At 19.0% G+C, this 26,131-nt stretch carries 26 protein-coding genes; 16 read left to right on the plus strand and 10 right to left on the minus strand.

The genetic code is table 11. From position 1 onward, the window contains the following. Window positions 1-19: 19 nt before the first annotated feature. The gene (gene lipB, locus GJT89_RS00360; protein WP_168894579.1) at window positions 20-649 is read left to right on the plus strand and encodes a lipoyl(octanoyl) transferase LipB; all 630 of its coding nucleotides are present in this window, start codon (window positions 20-22) and stop codon (window positions 647-649) included. 47 nt (window positions 650-696) lie between these two features. Next, window positions 697-1,599, plus strand: a complete 903-nt coding sequence (gene lipA, locus GJT89_RS00365) for a lipoyl synthase (RefSeq protein ID WP_343034351.1) — start codon at window positions 697-699, stop codon at window positions 1,597-1,599. A gap of 159 nt (window positions 1,600-1,758) precedes the next feature. Here the strand turns inward: lipA and cspE are convergent, their stop codons facing one another. Continuing rightward, window positions 1,759-1,968, minus strand: a complete 210-nt coding sequence (cspE, locus tag GJT89_RS00370; protein ID WP_168820769.1) for a transcription antiterminator/RNA stability regulator CspE — start codon at window positions 1,966-1,968, stop codon at window positions 1,759-1,761. 210 nt (window positions 1,969-2,178) lie between these two features. Here cspE and GJT89_RS00375 point away from each other — a divergent pair, with 210 nt between their 5' ends. The 3 genes from GJT89_RS00375 (at window position 2,179) to GJT89_RS00385 (ending at window position 6,036) form a co-directional block, all read left to right on the plus strand. Next, a complete protein-coding gene (locus tag GJT89_RS00375) occupies window positions 2,179-2,958 on the plus strand; it encodes an enoyl-ACP reductase FabI (protein WP_168894581.1) in 780 nt (259 codons plus the stop codon). Window positions 2,959-3,074: 116 nt separating this feature from the next. Then, window positions 3,075-4,616 (plus strand): Re/Si-specific NAD(P)(+) transhydrogenase subunit alpha, encoded by a 1,542-nt coding sequence (locus GJT89_RS00380; RefSeq protein WP_168894582.1) that lies wholly within the window; start codon window positions 3,075-3,077, stop codon window positions 4,614-4,616. Window positions 4,617-4,629: 13 nt separating this feature from the next. Continuing rightward, window positions 4,630-6,036: an NAD(P)(+) transhydrogenase (Re/Si-specific) subunit beta gene (locus GJT89_RS00385; RefSeq protein ID WP_168894583.1), complete on the plus strand. Its 1,407-nt coding sequence runs from the start codon at window positions 4,630-4,632 to the stop codon at window positions 6,034-6,036. 78 nt (window positions 6,037-6,114) lie between these two features. On the opposite strand, the gene fnr is transcribed toward GJT89_RS00385, so the two are convergent. Together fnr and GJT89_RS00395 are read right to left on the minus strand one after the other, a co-directional pair. Continuing rightward, window positions 6,115-6,852 carry a fumarate/nitrate reduction transcriptional regulator Fnr gene (gene fnr, locus GJT89_RS00390; RefSeq protein WP_168894584.1) on the minus strand — a complete coding sequence of 246 codons (738 nt, stop codon included), beginning with the start codon at window positions 6,850-6,852 and terminating at the stop codon, window positions 6,115-6,117. Window positions 6,853-6,983: 131 nt separating this feature from the next. Next, window positions 6,984-9,434: an Rne/Rng family ribonuclease gene (locus GJT89_RS00395; RefSeq protein ID WP_168894585.1), complete on the minus strand. Its 2,451-nt coding sequence runs from the start codon at window positions 9,432-9,434 to the stop codon at window positions 6,984-6,986. A 382-nt stretch (window positions 9,435-9,816) separates the two neighbouring features. Between GJT89_RS00395 and GJT89_RS00400 the strand changes: the two genes are divergently transcribed. The 11 genes from GJT89_RS00400 to GJT89_RS00450 all read left to right on the plus strand — a co-directional run bounded on the left by GJT89_RS00400 (window position 9,817) and on the right by GJT89_RS00450 (window position 18,072). Then, window positions 9,817-10,749, plus strand: a complete 933-nt coding sequence (locus GJT89_RS00400) for an RluA family pseudouridine synthase (protein WP_168894586.1) — start codon at window positions 9,817-9,819, stop codon at window positions 10,747-10,749. Window positions 10,750-10,857: 108 nt separating this feature from the next. Beyond that, on the plus strand, window positions 10,858-11,040 hold the full coding sequence (gene rpmF / locus GJT89_RS00405) for a 50S ribosomal protein L32 (protein ID WP_168894587.1): 183 nt from the start codon (window positions 10,858-10,860) through the stop codon (window positions 11,038-11,040). Between the two features lie 24 nt (window positions 11,041-11,064). Further along, window positions 11,065-11,547, plus strand: a complete 483-nt coding sequence (locus GJT89_RS00410; protein WP_168894588.1) for an ACP S-malonyltransferase — start codon at window positions 11,065-11,067, stop codon at window positions 11,545-11,547. Next, the gene (locus GJT89_RS00415) at window positions 11,547-12,059 is read left to right on the plus strand and encodes an ACP S-malonyltransferase (RefSeq protein ID WP_168894589.1); all 513 of its coding nucleotides are present in this window, start codon (window positions 11,547-11,549) and stop codon (window positions 12,057-12,059) included. Before GJT89_RS00410 ends, GJT89_RS00415 begins: the two co-directional genes overlap by 1 nt. Window positions 12,060-12,075: 16 nt before the next feature. After that, window positions 12,076-12,816: a 3-oxoacyl-ACP reductase FabG gene (gene fabG, locus GJT89_RS00420; RefSeq protein ID WP_168894908.1), complete on the plus strand. Its 741-nt coding sequence runs from the start codon at window positions 12,076-12,078 to the stop codon at window positions 12,814-12,816. A 24-nt stretch (window positions 12,817-12,840) separates the two neighbouring features. Continuing rightward, window positions 12,841-13,089 (plus strand): acyl carrier protein, encoded by a 249-nt coding sequence (gene acpP / locus GJT89_RS00425; RefSeq protein ID WP_168894590.1) that lies wholly within the window; start codon window positions 12,841-12,843, stop codon window positions 13,087-13,089. A gap of 72 nt (window positions 13,090-13,161) precedes the next feature. Next, entirely contained in the window at window positions 13,162-14,403 is a 1,242-nt protein-coding gene (fabF, locus tag GJT89_RS00430; RefSeq protein WP_168894591.1) for a beta-ketoacyl-ACP synthase II, read from the plus strand. Window positions 14,404-14,561: 158 nt separating this feature from the next. Next, window positions 14,562-15,191 (plus strand): dTMP kinase, encoded by a 630-nt coding sequence (tmk, locus tag GJT89_RS00435; RefSeq protein ID WP_168894592.1) that lies wholly within the window; start codon window positions 14,562-14,564, stop codon window positions 15,189-15,191. Window positions 15,192-15,193: 2 nt separating this feature from the next. Further along, window positions 15,194-16,195 (plus strand): DNA polymerase III subunit delta' C-terminal domain-containing protein, encoded by a 1,002-nt coding sequence (locus GJT89_RS00440; RefSeq protein ID WP_168894593.1) that lies wholly within the window; start codon window positions 15,194-15,196, stop codon window positions 16,193-16,195. Window positions 16,196-16,229: 34 nt separating this feature from the next. Further along, window positions 16,230-17,696 carry a PTS glucose transporter subunit IIBC gene (ptsG, locus tag GJT89_RS00445; protein ID WP_168894594.1) on the plus strand — a complete coding sequence of 489 codons (1,467 nt, stop codon included), beginning with the start codon at window positions 16,230-16,232 and terminating at the stop codon, window positions 17,694-17,696. 25 nt (window positions 17,697-17,721) lie between these two features. Next, window positions 17,722-18,072 carry an HIT domain-containing protein gene (locus GJT89_RS00450; RefSeq protein ID WP_168894595.1) on the plus strand — a complete coding sequence of 117 codons (351 nt, stop codon included), beginning with the start codon at window positions 17,722-17,724 and terminating at the stop codon, window positions 18,070-18,072. Between the two features lie 109 nt (window positions 18,073-18,181). Here the strand turns inward: GJT89_RS00450 and gap are convergent, their stop codons facing one another. The 7 genes from gap to GJT89_RS00485 all read right to left on the minus strand — a co-directional run bounded on the left by gap (window position 18,182) and on the right by GJT89_RS00485 (window position 26,077). Beyond that, window positions 18,182-19,183 (minus strand): type I glyceraldehyde-3-phosphate dehydrogenase, encoded by a 1,002-nt coding sequence (gene gap, locus GJT89_RS00455; RefSeq protein ID WP_168894596.1) that lies wholly within the window; start codon window positions 19,181-19,183, stop codon window positions 18,182-18,184. 45 nt (window positions 19,184-19,228) lie between these two features. Continuing rightward, the gene (gene sppA, locus GJT89_RS00460; RefSeq protein WP_168894597.1) at window positions 19,229-21,040 is read right to left on the minus strand and encodes a signal peptide peptidase SppA; all 1,812 of its coding nucleotides are present in this window, start codon (window positions 21,038-21,040) and stop codon (window positions 19,229-19,231) included. A 29-nt stretch (window positions 21,041-21,069) separates the two neighbouring features. Beyond that, window positions 21,070-21,879: an exodeoxyribonuclease III gene (gene xthA / locus GJT89_RS00465; protein WP_168894598.1), complete on the minus strand. Its 810-nt coding sequence runs from the start codon at window positions 21,877-21,879 to the stop codon at window positions 21,070-21,072. A 69-nt stretch (window positions 21,880-21,948) separates the two neighbouring features. Next, a complete protein-coding gene (gene cls, locus GJT89_RS00470) occupies window positions 21,949-23,421 on the minus strand; it encodes a cardiolipin synthase (RefSeq protein ID WP_168894599.1) in 1,473 nt (490 codons plus the stop codon). 53 nt (window positions 23,422-23,474) lie between these two features. Further along, window positions 23,475-24,506: a redox-regulated ATPase YchF gene (ychF, locus tag GJT89_RS00475; protein WP_168894600.1), complete on the minus strand. Its 1,032-nt coding sequence runs from the start codon at window positions 24,504-24,506 to the stop codon at window positions 23,475-23,477. Beyond that, a complete protein-coding gene (gene pth / locus GJT89_RS00480) occupies window positions 24,506-25,105 on the minus strand; it encodes an aminoacyl-tRNA hydrolase (protein ID WP_168894601.1) in 600 nt (199 codons plus the stop codon). Before pth ends, ychF begins: the two co-directional genes overlap by 1 nt. 21 nt (window positions 25,106-25,126) lie before the next feature. Then, window positions 25,127-26,077 carry a ribose-phosphate pyrophosphokinase gene (locus GJT89_RS00485; protein WP_168894602.1) on the minus strand — a complete coding sequence of 317 codons (951 nt, stop codon included), beginning with the start codon at window positions 26,075-26,077 and terminating at the stop codon, window positions 25,127-25,129. Window positions 26,078-26,131: the final 54 nt, after the last annotated feature.

Raw genomic sequence — 26,131 nt, forward strand, 5'->3', positions numbered from 1 at the left:
ATTTTTAATAGTTATTATTATGTATAAAAAAAATTTTATCATACGAAATTTAGGAATAGAACCTTGGTATATAACCTATAAGAAAATGAATAATTTTAATTTAAAAAGATATGATAATACATTAGATGAAATATGGTTAGTTGAACATACTCCTGTTTTTACTCAAGGTAAAACATATAATATTTCAGATATTTTATATTATTATCATGATATACCAATATTTAATACTGATAGAGGAGGTAAAATTACTTATCATGCTCCAGGACAACAAATTATGTATATTTTAATTAATTTAAAAAGAAGAAAAATAAATATTAAAAATTTAATATTTATTTTAGAAGAAACAGTAAAAAATATTTTATCATATTTTAAAATTATTCCTGATACTTATCATTTTAATCCTGGTGTATATATTAATAATGAAAAAATAGCATCTATAGGAATTAAAATTTCAAAAGGATGTTCTACACATGGTATAGCATTTAATATAAATATGGATTTATTACCTTTTAAATACATTAAACCATGTGGCTTCAAAAAATTAAAAATGACTCAATTAAAAAATTTTATTCCAAATATAAAAATATTTAAAATTAAAAAATTATTAATAAAAGAATTTATTTTATTAATAAATAATTGTAGTAATTAATTTTAACTAAAATAGTTTTTTTAAAAAATTTTTACTTATAATATTAAATTATTTACTTTAAAATAATTCTTTATAATTATATGAAACAAAAATTTTTAAAAAAACCTGATTGGATAAAAATTAAATTTCCATTAAATAATAATAAAATTCAAAAAATTAAATCTATTTTAAAAAAAAACAAATTATATTCAGTTTGTGAAGAAGCATCTTGTCCTAATTTAATAAAATGTTTTGGAAAAGGACAAGTAACATTTATGATTTTGGGAAACATATGTACTCGAAATTGTCCATATTGTAATGTAATTCATGGTAGACCTATAACAAAATATAATAAAAATGAAGCATCTAATTTAGCAAATACTATTTCAAAATTAAATCTCAAATATGTTGTTATTACTTCTGTAAGTCGTGATGATTTACATGATGGAGGTGCTAAACAATTTGTTAATTGTATAAAAAAAATACGTGAAAAAAATTTTGATATTAAAATAGAAATTTTAGTACCAGATTTTAGAAATTGTATTGAAAAAGCTTTAAATATATTTAAGTATTCATTACCTGATGTTTTTAATCATAATATAGAAACAGTAAAAAATTTATATTATAAAATAAGACCTTTTGGTAAATATAAAAAGTCTTTAATATTATTAAAAAAGTTCAAAAATTTATTTCCAAAAATTATAACTAAATCTGGTCTAATGGTTGGACTAGGAGAAACAAATACAGAATTATATGATACTATATCAGATTTAAAATTTAATGGAGTTGATATTTTAACTATTGGACAATATTTACAACCTAGCAAAAAACATTTACCTGTATGTAAATATTATAGTTTACAAGAATTTATTAAAATTAAAGAAGAAGCTATAAAAATAGGTTTTAAAAAAGTAATGTGTGGCCCTTTTATACGTTCTTCTTATAATGCACAAAAAAATTATTTTAATTAAAATAATTTTATATAAAAAATTGCCTCTGAAAAAAAATAATTTTTATAAAATTATTTAAAATATTATTTTAAATTTAATTATAAATAGTTAAATATAAAAATTTTTAATCTTATCAGAGGCAAATATATATTAAACCTTTTTTTTGCTAATTAAATTAATTTAAAGTGCAACAACATTAGCAGCAGAAGGTCCTTTGGCTCCGTTAGTAATTTCAAATTCGACTCTTTGGCCTTCGGTTAATGTTTTAAAACCACTACTTTGAATTGCAGAAAAATGTACAAAAACATCCTTACTACCATCTTCAGGAGTAATGAAACCAAAGCCTTTAGATTCATTAAACCACTTAACGTTACCTTTAATCTTGGACATCAATTATTACCTTTACATAAAAATAGACACTAAAATTGTGTCATTTAAAAGTACATCAATTAATAGTTCATTTGTCTAGTGAAACAAATCAAAAAAGTGAGAAATATCGAATTTTTAAATATTTTTTAAGAAACTTATCTCAAATATTTATTATTTTTTCAAATTTATTAAATTTTATTGATAAAATAAATATTTTTTAAGATAAAATTTATGAATTTATTATTTGGTAAAAAAATATTAATTACTGGAATTTTAAATAAAAAATCTATTGCATATGGTATAGCCCAAGTTATGTATAAAAATAAAGCAAATTTAATTTTTACATATCAAGAAAAAAAAAATAAAAATAAAATAGAAAAATTAGTAAAAAAAATGACAAAATATCCAATTATAAAATGTAATGTATCAAAAGATAAAGATATTAAATTTTTATTTTTAAAAATATCTAAAATATGGAATAAATTTGATGGTTTTGTTTATGCTATAGCATTTGCATCTTTTAACACATTAAAAAATAATTTTATTAAAAATATTTCTCGTACAGAATTTCAAATATCTCATGATATTAGTTCTTATAGTTTATTAGGTATGATAAAAAAATGTTTACATTTACTTAATAGTAAATCTTCAATAATAGTTTTAACTTATTTAGGTGCACAAAAATTCATACCAAATTATAATATTATGGGATTAGCAAAAGCTTCATTAGAAGCTAATATTCGTTATATTGCATGTAATATTGGAAATAAAAATATAAGAATTAATGGTATTTCTCCTGCACCAATAAAAACTATTGCATCTTCAAAAATAAAAAATATTAATAATATAATAAAATTATATAAAAAAAATAGTCCTTTATCAGAAAAAATTACTATTAATCATATAGGTAATGTAGCTACTTTTTTAGCCTCCGATTTATCATTAGGAATTACAGGAGAAATAATTAATTTAGACTCTGGTTTTAGTATACAAATAATTGGAAATAATTAATAATTATAAATTATATTAATTTGATAAATATTTTAATAAATGATAATTTTAAAATTTAGTTAATATTAAATTTAATTTCGTATAAAATTATATATTTTTATAAAAAAGGATTAATTATGATAATTGGAGTATTAAAAGAAAAATATTTTAAAGAAAAAAGAATAGCAATAACACCTTCAAATATTAAAAAATTAATAAAATTAGGTTTTGAAGTATATATTGAAAAAGGAGCAGGAGATCTTTCTTATTTTAAAGATGAAGATTTTAAAAATGAAGGTGCAAAAATAGTAAATAATACAAAAATTTGGGAAGCAAATATAATAATTAAAATTCATCCACTTGATGAAAAAGAAAGTCAATTAATTAAAAAAAATAGTATATTAATTAGTTTTATTTGGCCTTATAAAAATAGTAAATTATTAAATATTTTAGCATTAAAAAATATAACTACAATTGCAATGGATACTGTTCCTAGAATTTCAAGAGCTCAATCTTTAGATGCTTTAAGTTCAATGAATAATTTAATTGGATATAGAAGTATTATAGAATCAGCATATTTATTAGGAAGGACTTTAAACGGTCAAATAACTGCTGCAGGAAAAGTTCTTCCTGCAAAAGTAATGGTAATTGGAGCAGGAGTAGCTGGTTTATCTGCTATTGGTACAGCAAAAAGTTTAGGAGCAATAGTTGTTGCTTTTGATAAAAAAAAAGAAGTGAAAGAACAAATTCATAGTATGGGTGCTGAATTTTTAGAATTAAAAAGTGAACAAGATAATAATGATGTTCATGAATATAAAACTATTTCATCAAAAAATAAAATACAATTAGAACAAGAATCTTTTAATAGTATAGTAAGTAAAACAGATATTATTATTACATCTGCAATTATTCCAAATAAAAAATCTCCTATTTTAATTACAAAAAAAATGATTGAAAAAATGAAACCAGGTAGTATTATTTTTGATCTTGCTATTGAAAATGGAGGTAATTGTGAATTAACACAGAAAAATAAAATGATTATAACTAATAATAATATTAAAATTTTAGGTTACACAAATTTACCAAGTAAATTATCATCACAAGCTTCTCAATTATATAGTACAAATATTATAAATTTATTAGATTTATTATCTAGAAATAATTTTGGAAAAATTAATATTAATTTAAAAGATGAAATTATTAGAAATATGACTATTATTTATAATAATAAAATTATTTGGCCTGCACCTATATCTTCTAAAAAAAAAAATGTAGAAAAAATAAATAATTTTATAAATATAAAAAAAAATTTAACTAAAAAAAAAAATACATATTTTTTAATGAATAAATATTTCTTATATACTTTAGGATTATTTTTTCTTTATTATATAACTAAATATATCCCTAGTGAAATTATTCCTCATTTTATAATTTTTTTATTATCTTGTATAATAGGATATTATGTAGTATGGAATGTAAGTCATAAATTACACACACCTTTAATGTCTGTAACAAATGCTATTTCTGGTATTATTGTTATTGGTTCTATATTACAAATTAGTAGTGATTATTTTACTATAATTATAATAGCTTTTTTTGGAATTTTATTGTCTAGTATCAATATTTTCGGAGGATTAACTATTACTCAACGTATGTTAAAAATGTTTAATAAAAATTAAGGAGAATATATAAATGTCTGATAGGTCATTAATTTTTACATATACTATATCAGCAATATTATTTATATTAAGTATTGCAAATCTTTCTAAACAAGAAACTTCTAGAAAAGGTAATTTGTTTGCCATTATTGGTATGATTATTGCTATTATTATAGCTATATTAAAATCAAAAATTAATAATATTGGTTATGTAATAACAGCAATTATTTGTGGAGCAATTATAGGAATTAATATATCTAAAAAAATTGATATGACTAAAATGCCTCAATTAATTGCAATATTACATAGTTTTGTTGGATTAACTGCAGTTCTTGTTGGTTTTAATAATTATTTATTATTGATATATAATAATATTATATTTAATAATAATAATAATATGCAATTAGTAGAAATATTTATTAGTATTTTTATAGGTTCAGTTACTTTAATAGGATCTATTATTGCTTTTAATAAATTATCTGGATTTATACAATCAAAAACTTTCAATATAAAATATAAAAATCAAATACATATTTTTTTATTATTAATATCATTTATATTAATGATTATTTTTTTAAAAATACATAATATTAAATTACAAATTTTATCCTTAGGATTAATGTTTTTAGTCTCATTATTATTTGGGTTTCATTTAATTATGAGTATTGGTGGAGCTGATATGCCTGTAGTTATATCTATGTTAAATTCTTATTCAGGATGGGCAGCTGCTTCTTCAGGATTTATGTTAACTAATGATTTATTAATTATAACCGGAGCTTTAGTAGGTTCTTCAGGAGCTATACTTTCATATTTAATGTGTAAAGGAATGAATAGATCTTTTCTTAATGTTTTACTTGGTGGAGGAGTAAAAAAAAATTTTGAACAAAATAATGATATTATTATTAATAAAAATACACAAGATTATAAAAATATATCTATTGGTAACACAGTAGAAATATTAAAAAGTTCTAATAGTGTTATTATTGTTCCTGGTTATGGATTAGCAGTATCTCAAGCACAATATCCACTTTCTACCATGATAAAAAAATTAGGTTCATTACATATTAATGTTAGATTTGCTATTCATCCAGTAGCAGGACGTTTACCTGGTCACATGAATGTTTTATTGGCAGAAGCTAATATTCCATATAATTTAGTATTAGAAATGGAAGAAATTAATAAAGATTTTACCGATACAGATACAGTATTAATAATTGGAGCTAATGATACAGTAAATCCATCTGCTCAAGAAGATGTTGATAGTCCAATATCTGGAATGCCTATATTAGAAGTATGGAAAGCTAACAATGTAATTATTTTAAAAAGAAGTATGAATAAGGGATATTCAGGAATTACTAATCCTTTATTCTATAAAGATAATAGTTATATGTTATTTGGTGATGCTAAAGATACAATAAACAAAATGTTAGAGATAATGTAAGAAAAAAGTTTACTCGTTGTATAAATTTAAATTAAATACTTGAGTAAACTTTATAAAAATTTAATAAATATAAAATTATTAATTAATTAATTTAATTAATTTTAAATAATTATTAATAATTATATGTTTTCCATGTATAATTAACATTTTACTTTTTTTAAATTTATTTAAAATACGACTAATTGTTTCTACTGTAAGTCCTAAATAATTACCAATATCACTTCTATTCATAGATAAATTAAATTCTTTTGGTGAATATCCTCTTATTTTAAATTTTTTAGATAAATCATATATAAATGTAGCTAATTTAATTTCTGCATTTTTTTTTAATAAAAGTGATATGAAATAATATCCTATTTTTATTTCTTTACTCATTAAATTAATAATTTTTTCCCCGAAAGAAGGTATTTTAAAAAAAATACTATTTAATAGTGATATAGGAATTTCACATAACATAGACGTTTCTAATGCTTTCGTAAAATTATGATAAATACCATTATTAATGGTATCTAATCCAATTAGATCACTTGTTAAATAAAATCTAATTATTTGTTCAGTTCCTTTTTTAGTAAAATTATAACTTTTTATAGTTCCTGATTTTACAGTAAATAAAGAATGCATTCTATCTTTAGATCGAAATAATATTTCTCCTTTTTTTATTAATTTTTTTCTTTTAATTATTTTAATAATTTTTTGAAATTCTAACTTATAAAGTTTATAAAAGATACATAATTTATGTGTAGAACAATTTTTACAATCAATAATATAATTTTTCAAATCTATATTTTTTATATTATATTTTTTTTCCAGAATCATTTTTTTACTCTCTTAAATATTAAAATAAAAAAAGATTATTATGAGTTAAAATATAATTAATTATTGAATAATTTTAAATTTTATTAATCGTATAAAAAATTTTGTTAATTATTTTACAAAATATTAAAATATTACAATCTTTTAATAGGAGAAGTAGCATATCTTTTTGCTGCATGTGCACCAGCACCTTTATTTTTATTTAAATTAATTGAATGATTAATTAATTTATTATTATAACAATTTGTAAAAGTATTTTGTATTTTTTTATTGCTCGATGATAGATAATACTTATACATTTTTTTTTTTGTTAATAAATAATTATTTTTTATTTTTATTTTAGATTGATGTTTACTTACAATATTAGAGATAATTGTGTTTTTTTTTAAAATGATATTTTTATGAGTATGTAATCTAATTTTATCTAGTACTATTTTATTAATTTTTATATGATTTTTAAATTTATCTAATTTTATTTTATTTTCTATAGATATAGAAATTTTAGATAAATTAATTTTTTTATTATCTATATTATCTACATTATGAATATTTTTTATATTTAAAATTTTTTTTAATCTAATATTATTTAAATTATGATTATTATTTTTATTATTAAGTAATAAATTATTATCTATTTTTTTTTGATTTTTTTCTATTTTTTTTAATCTAAAAATAGGAATAATTTTATCTTTATTAAAAAATATAATCTTATTTATTTTATTAAATTTTTTATTTACATAATTTTTTGGATAAGAAAAAAAAATTTTATTATAATAATTTAATATAACTTTATTTATAAAAAATTTTTTTTTAAAAAAAAATTTAATTATTTTTTTTATGTAAAAAAATTTTTCCCAGAAATTTTTTAAAAAACTAAAAAATTTGTACTTATTTATATTAATAAAATTAAATAATTTATTTATTTTTAAAAAAAAATAATTTCTTCTTTTTATTATTTTTTTATCATAAATACCAAAATTGTTATTTTTAACATTATGTTTTATTAAATTATTTTGAATAAATCTATTATTAAAATAATAATTATTATGTTTACTTAAATTTAGTTCATTAAGTTTACTTATAAAAGAATGAATAATTTTATTATCTTCACCATGTTGAATACGTAACACATAATAATTTGGTGTATTAAGTTTAGTATTAGGAATAATAAATATTCTAATTTTCCTATTTTCCATTGTATTAACTGCATCTTTTTTTTCATTTAATAAATAAAATGCTATTTGAATCGGTACTATTGCATATACTTCTTTTGTATTTTTTTTAAATGATTCTTCTTCTATTAATCTTAAAATAGATAAAGATAAAGATCTATTATCTCTTATAGTTCTATTACCTAAACATCTAGGACACAAATAATAACTAGATTCATTTAAAGAAGAACATAATCTTTGACGAGACATTTCTAATAAACCAAATTTTGAAATATGACCTATTTTTATTTTAGCTCGATCTTTACGTATTTTATATAGTAATCTTTTTTCTACAATTTTTTGATTTTTTAAAAAAGACATGTCTATAAAATCTATTACAATTAATCCACCTATATCTCTTAAACGTAATTGTCTAATAATTTCATCTGTAGCTTCTAAATTAATATTTAGTGCAGTTTCTTCTATATCAATTCCCTTAGTTGCTTTTGATGAATTTACATCAATCGATGTTAAAGCTTCAGTTGTATCTATAACAATAGAACCTCCTGAAGAAAGACATACCTTTCTTTGAAAAACTGTTTCTATTTGTGATTCTATTTGATAATAATGAAATAAAGGAATAATATTTTTATGCAATTTAATTTTATGATTTAAATCAAATCTTCCTAAGATATTAATATGTTTTTTTGCTAATTTTAATATTTTAGGATCATCAATTAAAATTTCATTTATATCTTGACATAAATTATCTCTTAAAGATCTAACAATTAAATTACTTTCTTCATGTATTAAAAATGGAGCTAACTTATTTTTAGCTTTTTTTTTTATTTTTTTCCAATGTTGTAATCTAAATTTTAAATCTGAAGTAAGTAATTTAATATTTTTACCTAATCCTGCTGTACGAATTATTAGACTCATATTATGAGGTAAATGTAATAATGATAAAATTTTTTTTAATTTTTTTCGATCTTCTCCAATAATTTTTTTAGATATTCCACTAGAATTTGATTTATTTGGCATTAAAATTAAATAACTTCCTATTAAATTAATAAATGTTGTTAATGATGCTCCTTTATCTCCTCTTTCTTCTTTATTTATTTGTACAATAATTTCTTTCCCAATTGGTAAAAAATCTTTAATATTTGTTTTATTATATATATTTTTATTATAATAATTAGGTAAATATTCTTCTGTAATTTCTTTTATTGGTAAAAAACCATGTTTATTTACTCCGTAATCTATAAAAATTGCTTCTAAACTTGGTTCAATACGTACAACTTTTCCTTTATATATATTAGATCTTTTTTTTTTATGATTAATATTTTCTATATTTAAATCATATAATTTTTGTCCATTTACTAGAGCAACACGTAATTCTTCATGTTGAGTAGCATTTATTAACATTCTTTTCATAATAACTTACTCATATATTTTTTATAAACTAATTAATATATATTAAATTTTAAAAACGGTATAATAAAAAATTGTATTTAATATTTTATGAATTATTTTTTATTGAAATTATTAATTATTAAAAAATAGTAAAATTATATTATAATTTTTTATAAATAATTAAAATTATTAAAATATGTTTTATAATAATTAATTATACTTTAATTTATTTATTAAAATTTTAATAAAATTATTTACTAGAGATAAATATTAACATAAAATTTTATTTTTAATAATAATTTTCTTTTAAATATATAATATATTATTATCTTTTATAAAAATTTTTAATTATATTAATAAAATTATTAATTTAATTTATAATAGTATGTATAAAATAATAAAAATGAAATTTATAACTGTTCCTTCAAATATTGATAAACAAAGAATAGATAATTTTATAATTAATAAATTTAAAAATGTTCCTAAAAGTATGATTTATCGTATGTTAAGACAGGGTAAAATAAAAGTTAATAAAAAAAAAATTTTACCAAATTTTAAAATAAAATCTCAAGATATAATCAAAATTCCTTTTATATATATTAATAAAATTAATCCTATTAAACATAATTTAAGTTTAGAAAAAAAAATATTTTTTAAAAAAACTATAATTTTTGAAGATAAATATATTTTAGCTATAAATAAACCTTCTGGTATTGCTGTTCATGGAGGTAGTGGTATCAATTATGGAATTATTGAAAATTTTCGATTTTTATTTAAAAAAAATTTTTTTTTAGAACTTGTTCATAGAATAGACAAAGAAACTTCTGGAGTCTTAATGATGGCTAAAAAAAGATCAGTACTAAAAATATTACAAAAACAATTGAGAGAAAAAAAAATAACTAAAAATTATATTGCTTTAGTTAAAGGTAATTTTTTTAAAAAAAAATATCATTATATTAAAAGTTATTTATTAAAAAATAATTTTAATAAAAAAATTAAAGTACAAATAAATAATAATATAGGAAAATATTCAGAAACAAAATTTAAAATTATTAAAAATTATAAAGATATGATGTTAGTAAAAATAAAACCATTAACAGGTAGAACACATCAAATTAGAGTACATATGTCCCATATAGGTCATCCTATACTTTTTGATCAACGTTATGGTGACCAAATTTTTAATGAAAAATTAAAAACAATCTTTAATTTAAATAGATTATTTTTACATGCTAAAAATATTAAATTTATACATCCTATAAATAATAAAAAAATTAATATATATGCTCCTTTAAGTAAAGAATTAAATAATTGTTTATCAAAAATAAATTATTAATATATATATTGCATATATAATAAAAAATATCTAGAATATAATTAATTTTAACATAATTTAATTAAATATATAAAAAATTTTACAATAAAAAGGTATTTAAAAATAAATATGGCTGTACAAAAACATAAAAAATCTAGATCTAAGCGTGGTATGAGACGTTCTCATGATAAATTATATAGTAATAAAATTTTATTAATTGATAAAAAAACTGGTAAAAAACATTTATATCATCATATAGATGATGATGGTTTTTATAGAGGTAAACAAATTATTATTAAAAATAATAATTAATATTATTTTAATAATATAAAAATTATGAATTTTCTTAATAAAAAAAATATTATAAATTATAAAAAATATGCTGCAATTTTTCCTGGACAAGGAATACAATTTATAGGTATGTTATCTTCTTTATATAATAATTATGAAATTATAAAAAAAACTTTTAATTATGCTTCTGAAATTCTTGAATATGATTTATGGAATTTAATTCAATATGGTTCATTAAAAAAATTAAATAAAACTTATCATACACAACCAGCAATTTTAACATCATCTATAGCTATATATAAATTATGGTTACAAAAAAATAATAATATATTATTACCTAATATAGTTATGGGTTATAGTTTAGGAGAATATACTGCAATGGTTTGCAGTAATATTATTAATTTTTCTGATGCTATTAAAATAGTAAGATTTAGAGGTAAATTAATGCATAAGTTATCATCTAATCTAAAAGATTATAATAAAAATGGATATTATATGCAAACAATTATTGGAATAAAAAAAAAATAGTGGAAAATATTTGTACAAAAATTTCTATTAAAAATAATTTTGTATCAATATCTAATTATAATTCATATAATAATATTACTATTAGTGGTAATAAATTAGCTATAATTGAAGCTATAAAAATATTTAGATTCTTAGGAGCACATATTATACCTATAAATATAGGTGTACCTTCACATTGTTTATTAATGAAACCTATAGTATATGAATTTAAAAAATTTTTAAATAAAATTATTATTCACAAACCAAAAATTATATTTATTAATAATATTAACTGTAAATATGAAAAATCACCTAAAAAAATTAAAAATTATTTGGTCAAGCAATTATATTCTACTGTAAATTGGGTAGGATGTATAAATTTTCTAAAAAAAAAAAATATATCTAACATAATAGAATTTACTCCTAAAAAAATATTTCAAAAAATATCTAAACCAATTTTAAAAAATTTTAATATAAATTCAATTTATGATTCAAAATCATTTCTAACAACATTAAAAAAATATAAAATTTAATCTTATAAAAATGAATATTAACCTTAAAGGTAGGATAGCTTTAGTTACTGGTGCAAGTAAAGGTATAGGATATAATATAGCCAATACATTAGCTATGTATGGAGCTTATGTTATTGGTACATCTACTAATTTTAATGGGATAAAAATAATAAATCATTATTTAGGTAAAAATGGTATTGGTTTAATTCTTAATTTAAAAAATAATTCTCCATATATTATTAATAATCTTATTAGATATATCATTAAAAATTTTAAAAGTTTAGATATATTAATTAATAATTCTGGAATAATATATGATAAACTTGTATTAAATATGAAAGATTATCAATGGAATAATGTTTTAAAAGTTAATTTAACTTCTGTTTTTAGAATATGTAGAGAAGTTATTTATTATATGCTAAAAAAATCATTTGGTCGTATAATTAATATTAGTTCTGTAATAGGTACTATTGGTGGTATAGGACAAGCTAATTATGCAGCAACTAAAGCAGGCATTATAGGATTTAGTAAATCTTTAGCTTTAGAAGTAGCACATAAAGGTATTACTGTAAATATTATATCTCCTGGTTATGTAAAAACTGATATGATATTAAAACTAAAAAAAAAATATCGTGATAATATAAAATTAAAAATTCCATCTAAACGTTTAGGTAATCCTCAAGAAATAGCTGATGCTGTAATTTTTTTAGTTTCTGAAAAAGCATCATATATAACAGGAGAAACATTACATATTAATGGTGGTCTATATATGAAATAATTTTTTATTTTACTAGGAAATATAATGAATAAAAATAATTCTATTATTAAAAGAGTTAAAAAAGTTATTGCTAATGTTTTAGAAATTAAAGAAAAAAATATTAAAAATGATACTTCTTTTAAAGATTTAAATGTTGATTCTCTTGAAACTATTGAAATTATAATGTCATTAGAAGAAGAATTTAATATTGAAATTTCAGATGAAGATACTGAAAAAATTACTTCTATTCAAGAAGTAATTAATTATATTAATAATTATGAAAATCAAAATTAATTTAAAAAATAAAATATTTAATTTTTTTATTTTAATAAAATATTATATATTTTTTATATAGATAAAAATTTAATGTATAAACGTAGAGTAGTAATTACTGGTATTGGTATGATTACTCCTATAGGTAATTCAATAAAATCTAATTGGTGTAATCTTATAAATGGAAATAGTGGTATAAATTTAATTAATACTTTTAATATTAATAAATATAAAACTAAAATTGCCGGTCTTATAAAAAATTTTAGATATAAAAATTATTTTATAAATAAAAAAAAAAAGAATATTGATTTATTTATACAATATGGATTAGTTGCTTGTAAAGAAGCTATTAAAAATTCTGGCATAATATTTAAGAAAAATTATAATCCAAGATTTGGTGTTTCTGTTGGTTCAGGATTGGGTGGTATCAATTTAATTGAAAAAAATTCCTATATTTTAAATAAAAAAGGTTTAAAAAAAATAAGTCCTTTTTTTTTCCCATCTACTATAATAAACATGATAACAGGAAATATTTCAATTGACTATAAATTAACTGGTCCAAGTTTATCAATTAGTACAGCCTGTAGTTCAGGAATTCATAATATTGGTATAGCTTTTAAGATAATATCTTATAATGATGCTGATATTATGATTGCTGGCGCATCAGAAAAAGCTGTTACTCCTTTAGGTTTAGGTGGTTTTTGTGCTATGAAAGTTTTATCTAAAAGAAATAATCAACCTAAAAAAGCAAGTAGACCATGGGATAAAGATAGAGATGGATTTGTAATTGGAGATGGAGCAGGTATATTAATTTTAGAAGAATATAATCATGCAAAAAAAAGAAATGCAAATATTTTTGCTGAATTAATTGGATTTGGAATGAGTAATGATGCATATCATATAACTTCTCCTCCTTTAAATGGTAAAGGAGCTCAGTTATCTATGTTAAATGCATTAAAAGATGCAAATATTAATCCTGAAAAAATTCAATATATAAATGCACATGGCACATCTACTATATTAGGAGATATAGCAGAAGCAAATGCTATTAAAATAGTTTTCAAACATAACTATTCTAAATTATTTGTCAGTTCTACTAAATCTATTACTGGACATTTATTAGGTGCTGCAGGAGCAATTGAATCTATTTATTCTATTTTATCATTAAAAAATCAAATAGTTCCACCGACAATTAATTTAGATCATCCTGATAAAGATTTAAATTTAGATTTTGTACCTCATTTTTCTCGTAATGTAAATAATATGAAATATGTACTATGTAATTCTTTTGGTTTTGGAGGTACTAATGCGTCATTAATTTTTAAAAAAATATAATATATTATTAAAAATAAAATTTTAAATAATAAAAGATATTTAACATTTTCAATAATATTTGAATAATTAATAATATATATATATTATATATAATTAATTTTTATTTAAAAAATATTTAAATATAATACTATTTTTGTAGTAAAATTTTAATAAAAAAAATGAAAAATAATAAATTTATTGTAGTAGAGGGTATTGATGGATCTGGAAAAACAACAATTTGTAATTATATAGTAAAATTATTAAAAAATTTTAATATTACAAATATTATATTAACTCATGAACCTGGAGGTACTCCTATTGCAGAAAAATTAAGAAATATTATAAAATTTGAAAAAAAAGAAAATTTTTCTTATAAAACAGAATTATTATTAATATATGCTTCTAGATTACAATTATTAAATAATATTATAAGACCTAATATTAATACACATTGGATATTATCTGATAGATATGATTTATCTTCTTATGCTTATCAAATTGGAGGAAGAAAACTAAATAAAAATTATATAATTTTTTTACAAAATTTTATTAAAAATAACATAAAACCTGATATTGTTATTTATTTAGATGTAAATCCTATAATAGCTTTAAAAAGAATTAAATTTAAAAAAAAAGATAGAATTGAAAATGAATCTATAGATTTTTTTTCTAGAGTTCGTAATTATTATTTAAAAATAGTAAAAGAAAATAAATTCATTAGAATAGTTAATGCGAATAATAATTTAAAAAGTGTTAAATTATTAGTTAAAAAAATAATTATAAAATTAATAAAATCTACAGAAATATAAAAATGAATAAACTTCCTTATCCTTGGTTAGATTTTTTCTATAAAAAAATAATTTATCAATTTTTAAGCAAGACAAATTATAATACTTATACTTTTTGTTCAATAAATGGTTTAGGTACTATTTATTTAGTATATGAATTAATCAAATGGATTTTTTGTATAAATAAAAAAGATTTATATAGTTGTTGTATTTGTCATCATTGTTTATTAATAAAAGAAAATAATTATCCAGACTTACATATTATTAAATGTGATAAAAATCAAACAAGTATTAGTATAGAATCAATTAGAGATTTAATAAAAAATATTTATAATTCTCCTTATCAAGATAAAGGTAAAATTATATGGTTTCCTTATGCAAAACAGTTAAATATATCATCTAGTAATGCTATTTTAAAAATTTTAGAAGAACCTCCTATAAATACTTGGTTTTTTTTACAATGTAATAATAAATATGAAATATTATCTACAATATATAGTAGATGTCAATTTTGGTATATATACCCTCCTAGTGAAAAATTAGGTATATTTTGGTTAAAAAATAAATTTAAAAATAAAATAATTTTTAAAAAAAAATATATAAAAACAGCATTACGATTATGTAATCATGCTCCAATTTATGCATATAAATTATTAAACAATATAATATGGAACGATAGAAAAACTTTATATAATATTTTTATCTCTTCTTTAGAAGAAGATATAATGAAATTATTATATATATTAAATAATAAAAATATTTTATTATATCTAAATTGGATATATCTAATTTTATTAGATACAATAAAATTACATCTTAAAATAAAAAAAAAATATTTTTATAATTTAGATCAAATTATTTTTATAAATAAAATATCTAATTTAATTTTTATAGATAAAATTTTATTAATGATAAAAAAAATATTATATTATCGTAATATTTTAATAAAAATTAATATAATTAATCATGAATTAGTATTAATTAATTTATTATTATCTTTAGAAAAAATTTATAAAAATAAATAATATTTTTCAAATGTAATTAAATTAAGGTTTCAAAATGTTTAAAAATACATTTTCTAATATGCAAAAAATTGGTAAATCTTTAATGTTACCTGTATCAGTATTACCTATAGCTGGTATATTATTAGGTATAGGATCAGCTCATTTCCATTGGTTGCCTCAAATTATTTCTAATATTATGGAAAAAACAGGTAGTTCTGTATTTACAAATATGCCATTAATATTTGCTATTGGTATAGCTTTAGGATTTACTAAAAATAATGGTACATCTGCATTAGCAGCAGTTGTTTCTTATGGTATTTTAACAAAAACTGTTGAAGTAGTAATTCCTATTTTATTACATAATAAAATTACACAAGAAATAATAATGCAAAAACATCTTTCTGATACGGGAATTTTAGGAGGTATTATTGCTGGTTCTATTGCTGCTTATATGTTTAATCATTTTCATAAAATTCAATTAGTTGAGTATCTTGGTTTTTTTTCTGGAATACGTTTTGTTCCTATTATTTCTGGATTAATATCTATTTTTATAGGTTTATTATTATCTTTAATATGGATACCTATTGGTAAATTAATACAAAATTTTTCATATTGGGCCGTTTATCAAAATCCAATATTTGCATTTGGTATTTATGGCATAATAGAAAGAACATTATTACCTTTTGGTTTACATCATATATGGAATGTACCATTTCAAATGGAAATTGGTTCATTTGTTAATACGGTAACTAAATTAACATACCATGGTGATATTGCAAGATACATAGCTGGAGATCCGTCTGCAGGTAAGTTAGCAGGAGGTTTTTTATTTAAAATGTATGGATTACCAGGAGCTGCCATTGCAATATGGCATACAGCAAAAAAAGAAAATAAGAAAAAAATTGGTAGTTTAATGTTATCTGCAGCATTAACATCATTTTTTACAGGAATTACTGAACCTATAGAATTTTCATTTATGTATACAGCACCTCTATTATATATTATTCATATTATTTTATCTGGATTATCTTTCCCTATTTGTATTGTATTAGGTATGAGAAATGGAACTAGTTTTTCTCATGGTTTAATAGATTTTATTATTTTAAGTGGTAATGGAAGTAAAATATGGTTATTTCCTATTATAGGTATTATTTATACTATTATTTATTATAGTATATTTAAAATATTAATAAAAAAATTGAATTTACAAACTCCTGGTAGAGAAAAAATAAAAAACGATATATACGAAGATAATAATCTATTATCAAAAAATTATATTAAAAAATTAGTAAATGCTTTTGGAGGAATTAATAATATTACTAATTTAGATGCTTGTATTACCAGATTACGTATAAGTGTTGTAAATACAAATAAAGTTGATAAAAAAACAATAAAATTACTAGGATCTTCTGCTGTTTTTATTTCAGGTAATGGAATTCAAGCTATATTTGGAACTAAATCTGATAATATAAAAACAGAAATGGAAGATTTTATAAAAAGAAATAAAATAAATAAAAATTAAGATAAATTACTATAAAATAAATTTTATGAAGAATAAAAAAAATATATTTCAAAAAATTTTATCTAGAAAAATTACTACTGATATTATTTATCAAGACAATTTAGTGACTGCTTTTAATGATATAAATCCTCAGTCTCCAATTCATATTTTAATTATACCTAATATTTTTATAAATACTCTTAATGATATTAAAAAAAATGATGAATTAATATTAGGAAGAATGTTATTTGTTGCATCTAAAATAGCAAAAAAAAAAAATATTTCTGAAAAAGGATATAGAATTGTAATTAATTGTAATAAACATGGATGTCAAACAATATTTTATTTACATATGCACTTATTAGGTGGAAGACAAGGTATAAAAAATTTTTTTTAAGAAATATTTAAAAAAATTAAATAATATTTTGTAACTAATAATTTTTATTATGCTATGTATTAATAAATTTATATTAAATACATAGCAGTAATTTTTTTAAAAGTTATTTTTATTTAAAAATATGTAATATTAAATTTAATATTTTTGCAGAATATCCTGTTTCATTATCATACCAAGAAATTAATTTAAAAAAATTATTATCAATATTAATACTTGCTTTTTTATCAAATATAGATGTTAATAATGATCCATTAAAATCACTTGATACAACATCATCTTCTGTATAACCAATAATATTTTTCATATAATTATTTGATGCAAATTTAACAACTTCATAAATATTTTCTAATGTAGTTTTTTTTAAAACTTTAACTGTAAAATCTACTACAGAAACATTAGCTACAGGTACTCGTAAGGAAATACCTGTTAATTTATTATTTAATTCTGGTAAAACTATACCAACAGCATTTGCTGCTCCAGTACTTGAAGGAATAATATTTTGATAAGCTCCTCTACCACCTCTCCAGTCTTTTTTAGAAGGACTATCTACAGTTTTTTGTGTAGAAGTTACTGCATGAATAGTTGTCATTAATCCATTTTCAATAATATAATTATCATTAATAATTTTAGCTAAAGGAGCCAAACAATTAGTAGTACATGAAGCATTAGAAATAATTTTTTCTCCTTTATAATTATTTAAATTAACTCCACTTACATACATAGGAATAGAATTATCTTTAGGAGGTGCTGTAATAATAACTTTTTTTGCACCGGCAAAAATATGTTTATTAACAAGTTTTTTTGTTAAAAAAATACCAGTAGATTCTACTACAACATCAATATCTAAATCACCCCATTTTAATTTACTAGGATCTGATTCAGAAAAAATTTGTATAGTATCTTTATTATTTATAATTAAATTATTATTTTTAACTTTAATTTTTCCATTAAAATGTCCGTGTGTAGAATCATATTTTATCATATAAGCCATATAATTTATTTCTAATAAATCATTAATTGCTATAATTTTTACTTTAGTATTTTTTTGAGCAATACGAAAAAAAATACGACCTATTCTACCAAATCCATTAATAGCAATTCTAATAGACATTTAATTATCTCCTAAAAATAAAAATATAATAAAATTTTTTATATTTTATATAAAATATAAAGAATATGTTTCTTTTAAACTATAATTTTTATCATTAAATGATAAAAAATTTTCTTTAAAGAAATTTTTTATGTAAATATTAATAATATTAGATAAAATATAACTATGTGATTGAATAACAAAATTTAATAAATTAAAAGTCTGGACATTTTCCCATTGTAATTTAACATGTTTAATTTTTGTTAATTGAGATATTTTTAATACTGCATAATCAAAATCACCTAATGCATCAACTAAACCATGTTTAATAGCATCTTTTCCTGTAAAAATTATACCATTGGCTATTTTTTTAACTTCTTCTATAGGTTTATTTCTTCTCTGAGAAACTAGATTAATAAATTTTTCATAGCCATTTTGTATATTTAATTTAAGCATTCTTTTTGCTACATATGGCATTTTTTTACTCATAACGATACTAAATCTATCTGATATATTCACTCCATCTTTATTTATACCTAATTTTTCTAAAATTCCACTAAAATCAGTCACAAGACTAAAAATACCTATAGAACCAGTTATAGTTGTAGGATCACTAATGATATAATCACCTGCTGTAGAAATCCAATATGCTCCTGATGTAGCCATACCACCCATTAAAACTACTATTGGTTTATGAGCTTTTCTTAATAACTTTAGTTCATTATAAATATCCTGAGCAGCCATTATATCTCCTCCAGGACTATTAACTTTTAATATTAATCCTTTAATATTTGGATTTTTATAGACTTTATGTATTTCACCACTAATTATATTACTTGTATTTTTACCGTACTGCATTAATCCATCTACAGTTATAACTGCAATATTACCATTATTTTCTTCTATATTATTTAATTTATATATATTTATATAGTCATTAAGACTAATTTTATTATATGTTTCTTTTGTTTTATTCCATCCAAATTTTTTAATCATTTCTATTTCAAATTCAGAATTAGTATTAAGTTTATCTATCAGTCCATTTTTTAATGCAAATAAAGCTAAATCTCCATGATATTTTTCTAAAGATAGTAAAAAATTTTTATCAGATGGAAAAATTTTTTCTGGTTCTATATTTCTATTATTAGAAATAGTTGTTAAATAATCATTCCATAAATCGTTAAGTAATTTTTGCATGATTATTTTATTATGATTAGACATATTATTTCTTAATAAAGGTTCTAAAGCTGATTTATATTCTCCTATTTTAAATATATTAGGTTTTATTTTTAATCTTTCTAACATATTTTTATAGTAAAAATTACCTGTTTCAAAACCATGTAATTTTACATAACCAAAAGGAGACATAATAATTTTATTAGAAAAACTAGCTAAATAATATTGATTTTGATCATATATATCTGCAATTGCATATATTTTTTTACCTGATTTTTTAAAATCATTTAAATATTTTCCAATATAACGTAATGTAGACATATCATGAATATTAAAATTATTTAACTTTAATACAATTCCAGAAATATTTTTATTTTTTTTTGCATGATTAATAGATTTAACTATATCTAATATAGAATAATTTTTTTTTTTTTGTATATATTTATTAAATAAATTAAATAAGAAACTATTTTTATATACAGTATCATTATTAATATTTTCTTCAAAATTAATTTCTAATACTTGATTATTTTTTTTATATGTTTTATTAATGATTTTATTATGTTTTATATTATGTATGTAATAAAATATTATAGAAACTAATAATATAAAAATTATATTTATAATTAGTATTCTAGTAAAATTAATCAATGACCATAAAGAACAACAAAAAAATTTTATTAAACTAAAAAATTTAATCATTTTTCACCTATTAAAAAAATATAAATTTATTAATTAATTTTAAAATTTACCCAAATAGGAACATGATCTGAAGGTTTAATTAAATTACGAATAGAATAATCCATATTAGAATTAATATAATATTTAATTAATGACTTAGTTATTAAAATATTATCAATTCTTAATCCTTTATTCATAATATATCCTTTATTTCTATAATCAAACCAAGAAAATTTATTCTTTGTTAAAGGATGTTTTAAACGCCAAATATCAAATAATCCCCAATCAAGTAGTTGATAAATACAAAATCTTTCTTCTGGTAAAAAAGAACATTTTCCTTGTTCTAACCATTTTTTACGATTTTTTTCTCCTATACCAATATCTAAATCAGTAATACTCACATTAATATCACCTATAACTATAATATGATTATTTGGATTTAAATTTTTTTTAATATAAAGATATAAATTATTAAAAAATTTCATTTTATATTTAAATTTTATAATATTTTTTTTACTATCTCCTTGAGGAAAGTAACAATTTATTATTTTTATATTACCAATAGAACTATTTAAATCAATCATTATTAATCTTTTTTGGTCATCATCATTATTTTTTAAAAATCCTTTTTTTATATTAATTGGTTTAATCTTACTTAATAAACAAACACCGTTATATTTTTGTTGACCGTATGTAAAAATATTATAACCTAATTTAGATAATTTTTTTTTAGGAAAATGGTCATTATTAACTTTTATTTCTTGTAAACCAATAATATCAGGATTATAAATTTTTATAATTAATTTTAATTGATGTATATGAGCTCTTAATCCATTAATATTAAATGAGATAATTTTCATAATAATTTAAGTTTCTTAAAATTACTATTTTATATAGTATATTTTTTATAAGTAAAATATTTATCATTTTTATAATATATATTTAAATAAAAAACACAATTTTTCTATTAATTTATGCCAATATGGTCTTTTTATCCATAAATTATATTCTAATTTTTTAGATTTTGAAATATATTTATTTTGTGTAAGTAAAAGTGAATTATTAAAAATAATATCGTATATAATTAAATTAATTTCGAAATTTAAATATAAACTTCGTATATCAAAATTTACAGTACCTATAAAACTAATTTTTTTATCTATAATAATACTTTTTGTATGCAAAAAACCTTTTTTTAGTTGATAAATTTTCACACCAAATTTTAATAGTTTATAAAAAAAGAATTTATTAGCCCAATAAATTAAAATTGAATCATTATATTTTGGTATAATAATTTTTACATTTACTCCTCTTTTAGCAGCAATATAAATTGCTAATAATAAATTATTACTTGGAATAAAGTATGGAGTTGTTATAATTAAACTTTTTTTACATAAATATATTGCTGTAATTAAAGAATGATGTATAATTTGTGTTGATAATTTTAATCCAGAAAAAACAACTTGTATTTTATTAATATTATTTTTTTTTATATTTTTATATTTAAATAAATTTTTTTTTAGTTGTTTAATAGATAAAATATTTTTACCTGTTTCAATTTTCCAATCATATGAATAAATAATACTTATTGTATTAACTATTGGTCCTTTTATACGAATCATTAAATCAATTAAATTTCCTATTTTAATATCTTTTTTAAAAAATTTAACATCTATCATATTCATACTACCAACATAAGCAATTTTATCATCAATTAAAACTATTTTTTTATGTTGTCTTAAATCTATACGATAAAAAAAAAATTTAAAAATTGTAATTTTTAATGATTTAACAATAAAAATACCTGTTACTTTTAACATAATATTATACCAAGAACTATAAAAAAATTTTCTACTTCCAATAAAATCTAACATAATATAACATTTGACCCCTCTTCTCGCTGCCATTATTATAGATTTTGAAAACTTATCAACTAATCCTCCTGGTATCCATATATAAAAAACAATATGTATACTATTTTTTGCCTTATTAATATCATTAATTAATAATTTAATTAATTTAAAAGATGAATTTATTAATTTGATTGAATTATTAGACATACCTAAAATATTTTGTTGGTTTTTACATAATTGAAATAATGATCTAATTTCTGAAATTGTATTTTTATTTTTATAATATAATTGATAATATTTTTGTAAATTTTTTAATAATTGGGTATAATGAAACCATATTTTTTTAGATTTTTTACATTTAAATTTTTTTTTAGAATAAATTTCTACAAAAATAAAATAAAAAATTATTCCAACAGTAGGGAAAATATATAAGGTAAGAAACCATAATATATAAAGATTTATGTCTTTATATCTTATAAAAATTCTAATTATAATATAAATTATTATAAATATATGAATATATAATAATATTTTATGTAAGAAATTCATAAAATTAATCATATTAAAATATAATGTTTTAAAACTTAAGTTTTTTAAATTTTTTATACTTTAAAAAGAAAATGTATAATATCTCCATCTAAAATAACATATTTTTTACCTTCTATTCTAATTTTACCTGCTAATTTGATTTGTGTTTCATTTTTATAAATTATATAATCTTTAAAATGAATTACTTTAACTCTTATAAAACCTTTTTGAATATCACTATGAATTTTTTTAGCAGCATTTAATGCTGTAGTCCCTTTTAAAATACTCCATGATTTTGTTTCTTTTATTCCTACAGTATAAAAAGTATGTAAGTTTAATAATTTAAAACTTAAAATTATTATTTTTTTTAAATTAATATTTTTTTTGAAAAAAATTAATTTTTTTTCTTTTTGAGGAATTTTTAAACATATTTTACAAACTAAATATTTTTTAATTAAAATATTAATTTTTTCTAAAAAAAATTTATTTTTAATTTTATTTATGCTTAGATTAGCTATAATCATCATAGGTTTTATTGTTAATAATTTTAAATTTTGTAAAAATTTTTTTTCTTTTAAATTTAAACTTAAAAAATTAAGTAATTTTCCTTTTTTTAAATAATTTAAACAAATTTTTAATAAATATTTCCATTTATAAAAATTTTTATTCAAGATATTATTTTTTAATTTATTTATTAAATTAATATCAAATTGAATAATTTCATTATTTATTATATTAATATCTTCTATAGGATCAAATGATAAGTTTATTATATTTTTATCATTAAAACAACGGACTACATGAAGAATAGCATCAACTTCTGATATATTATGTAAAAATTGATTACCTAATCCTTCTCCTTTAGAAGCTCCTTTTATTAATCCTGCAATATCTACAAAAGTTACTATAGATTGTATAATTTTTTTAGACTTAGCTAATTTAGCTAAATAAAATAATCTATCATCAGGTACAGTAACTACACTAGTATTTGGTTTTATTGTACAAAAAGGATAATTTAAAGCATCTACATTAGAATTAGTTAATATATTAAATAAAGTCGACTTACCTACGTTAGGTAAGCCTATAATACCACATTTTAATCCCATTATTTAACCTTATTATTTTTAGAATGTAAGTAATTAATAGCTTTATTATAATTTTTAGTTTTAATTAAAAGTATTAAAGCATTAATACTATTTTTAATAGCAAAATTAATTTTGTTTTTTTCTATTTCTGTAGGATAATTTAATACAAAATTATTTATTTCTGATTTATTATATGGACGTCCAATACCTATACGTAATCTATAAAAAGAATTACTATTAAAAATTTTAATAATATTATTTAATCCATTATGACCACCACTACTCCCTCCATATTTAAATTTTATTATTCCAGGTAAAAAATCTAATTCATCGTGAATAATCAAAATATTTTTAAAATAAATTTTATAAAAATTAATAATAGTAAATATTGATTTACCTGAATTATTTATAAAAGAATTAGGAATAAATAAAATTAGTTTATATCTTGCAATATAAATTTCACTAACATAACCATCGAATTTTTTTATTTTTTTAAATTTTACATTAAATTTTTTAGATAATTTAATAAGATAATCAGAACCTAAATTATGACGAGATCCAATAAATTTATTATTTATATTATTTCCTAATCCTATAATTATTTTAATATAAGTATTCAAATATTAACCTATTTATTATTTTTATTTAAACATTATAGAAATAGATTCTTCATTACTAATTCTTCTTATTGTTTCTGAAAGCATATGAGATAAAGATAATACTTTAATATTATTTAATTTTTGTATTTTTTCATTTAATGGAATACTATCACATACAATAAGTTTATCTATTACAGAACTAAAAATATTTTTAGCTGCATTACCAGAAAAAATAGCATGTGTAACATATGCTAAAACTTTTTTGGCTCCATTATTTTTTAATGCTTCAGCTGCTTTACATAAAGTTCCTCCTGTATCAATAATATCATCTATTAAAATACAATCACGTTTATTAACATCTCCAATAATATGCATAATTTCTGTTATATTATTATTAGTTCTTCTTTTATCTATTACTGCCATATCTATGGTTCCATTAAACAATTTTTTTGCCATTGCTCTTGCACGAACTACTCCACCAATATCAGGAGAAACTATTATTGGATTATTTAATTTATATTTTAATATATCCATTAAAAATATAGGACTAGCAAATATATTATCTACAGGAATATTAAAAAATCCTTGAATTTGTTCTGCATGTAAATCTACTGTTAGTATTCTATTTACTCCTACTTTAGATAAAAAATCAGCTATTACTTTAGCAGTAATTGGAACCCTAGCAGAACTAATTCTTCGATCTTGTCTAGCATAACCAAAATATGGAATAACTGCTGTTATTCTACCAGCTGATGCTCTTTTAAAAGCATCAATCATAATGATTAATTCAATTAAATTATCATTTGTAGGATTACAAGTTGATTGAATTATAAAAATATCATCTCCTCTTACATTTTCATTTATTTTAACAGATATTTCTCCATCACTAAAACGTCCTACAAATATTTTACCTAAATTAATATATAAATGATTAGCAATCTTAGTTGCTAATTTTATAACAGAATTTCCAGAAAATAATTTCATATTAGACACGAATTAACCACCTATTCTATAATTATAAAATTAATTTTTTTTTAATACTAAATT

The sequence above is a fragment of the Enterobacteriaceae endosymbiont of Donacia versicolorea genome, from assembly GCF_012570965.1.
Classification (GTDB): Bacteria; Pseudomonadota; Gammaproteobacteria; order Enterobacterales; family Enterobacteriaceae.

Bases quoted from the DNA above. Each gene is read 5' to 3' on its own strand.
- lipB (WP_168894579.1), top strand. From the start codon at position 20: ATGTATAAAAAAAATTTTATCATACGAAATTTAGGAATAGAACCTTGG.
- cspE (WP_168820769.1), bottom strand. From the start codon at position 1,968: ATGTCCAAGATTAAAGGTAACGTTAAGTGGTTTAATGAATCTAAAGGC.
- GJT89_RS00375 (WP_168894581.1), top strand. From the start codon at position 2,179: ATGAATTTATTATTTGGTAAAAAAATATTAATTACTGGAATTTTAAAT.
- GJT89_RS00380 (WP_168894582.1), top strand. From the start codon at position 3,075: ATGATAATTGGAGTATTAAAAGAAAAATATTTTAAAGAAAAAAGAATA.
- GJT89_RS00385 (WP_168894583.1), top strand. From the start codon at position 4,630: ATGTCTGATAGGTCATTAATTTTTACATATACTATATCAGCAATATTA.
- fnr (WP_168894584.1), bottom strand. From the start codon at position 6,852: ATGATTCTGGAAAAAAAATATAATATAAAAAATATAGATTTGAAAAAT.
- GJT89_RS00395 (WP_168894585.1), bottom strand. From the start codon at position 9,434: ATGAAAAGAATGTTAATAAATGCTACTCAACATGAAGAATTACGTGTT.
- GJT89_RS00400 (WP_168894586.1), top strand. From the start codon at position 9,817: ATGAAATTTATAACTGTTCCTTCAAATATTGATAAACAAAGAATAGAT.
- rpmF (WP_168894587.1), top strand. From the start codon at position 10,858: ATGGCTGTACAAAAACATAAAAAATCTAGATCTAAGCGTGGTATGAGA.
- GJT89_RS00410 (WP_168894588.1), top strand. From the start codon at position 11,065: ATGAATTTTCTTAATAAAAAAAATATTATAAATTATAAAAAATATGCT.
- acpP (WP_168894590.1), top strand. From the start codon at position 12,841: ATGAATAAAAATAATTCTATTATTAAAAGAGTTAAAAAAGTTATTGCT.
- fabF (WP_168894591.1), top strand. From the start codon at position 13,162: ATGTATAAACGTAGAGTAGTAATTACTGGTATTGGTATGATTACTCCT.
- tmk (WP_168894592.1), top strand. From the start codon at position 14,562: ATGAAAAATAATAAATTTATTGTAGTAGAGGGTATTGATGGATCTGGA.
- GJT89_RS00440 (WP_168894593.1), top strand. From the start codon at position 15,194: ATGAATAAACTTCCTTATCCTTGGTTAGATTTTTTCTATAAAAAAATA.
- ptsG (WP_168894594.1), top strand. From the start codon at position 16,230: ATGTTTAAAAATACATTTTCTAATATGCAAAAAATTGGTAAATCTTTA.
- GJT89_RS00450 (WP_168894595.1), top strand. From the start codon at position 17,722: ATGAAGAATAAAAAAAATATATTTCAAAAAATTTTATCTAGAAAAATT.
- gap (WP_168894596.1), bottom strand. From the start codon at position 19,183: ATGTCTATTAGAATTGCTATTAATGGATTTGGTAGAATAGGTCGTATT.
- sppA (WP_168894597.1), bottom strand. From the start codon at position 21,040: ATGATTAAATTTTTTAGTTTAATAAAATTTTTTTGTTGTTCTTTATGG.
- xthA (WP_168894598.1), bottom strand. From the start codon at position 21,879: ATGAAAATTATCTCATTTAATATTAATGGATTAAGAGCTCATATACAT.
- cls (WP_168894599.1), bottom strand. From the start codon at position 23,421: ATGAATTTCTTACATAAAATATTATTATATATTCATATATTTATAATA.
- ychF (WP_168894600.1), bottom strand. From the start codon at position 24,506: ATGGGATTAAAATGTGGTATTATAGGCTTACCTAACGTAGGTAAGTCG.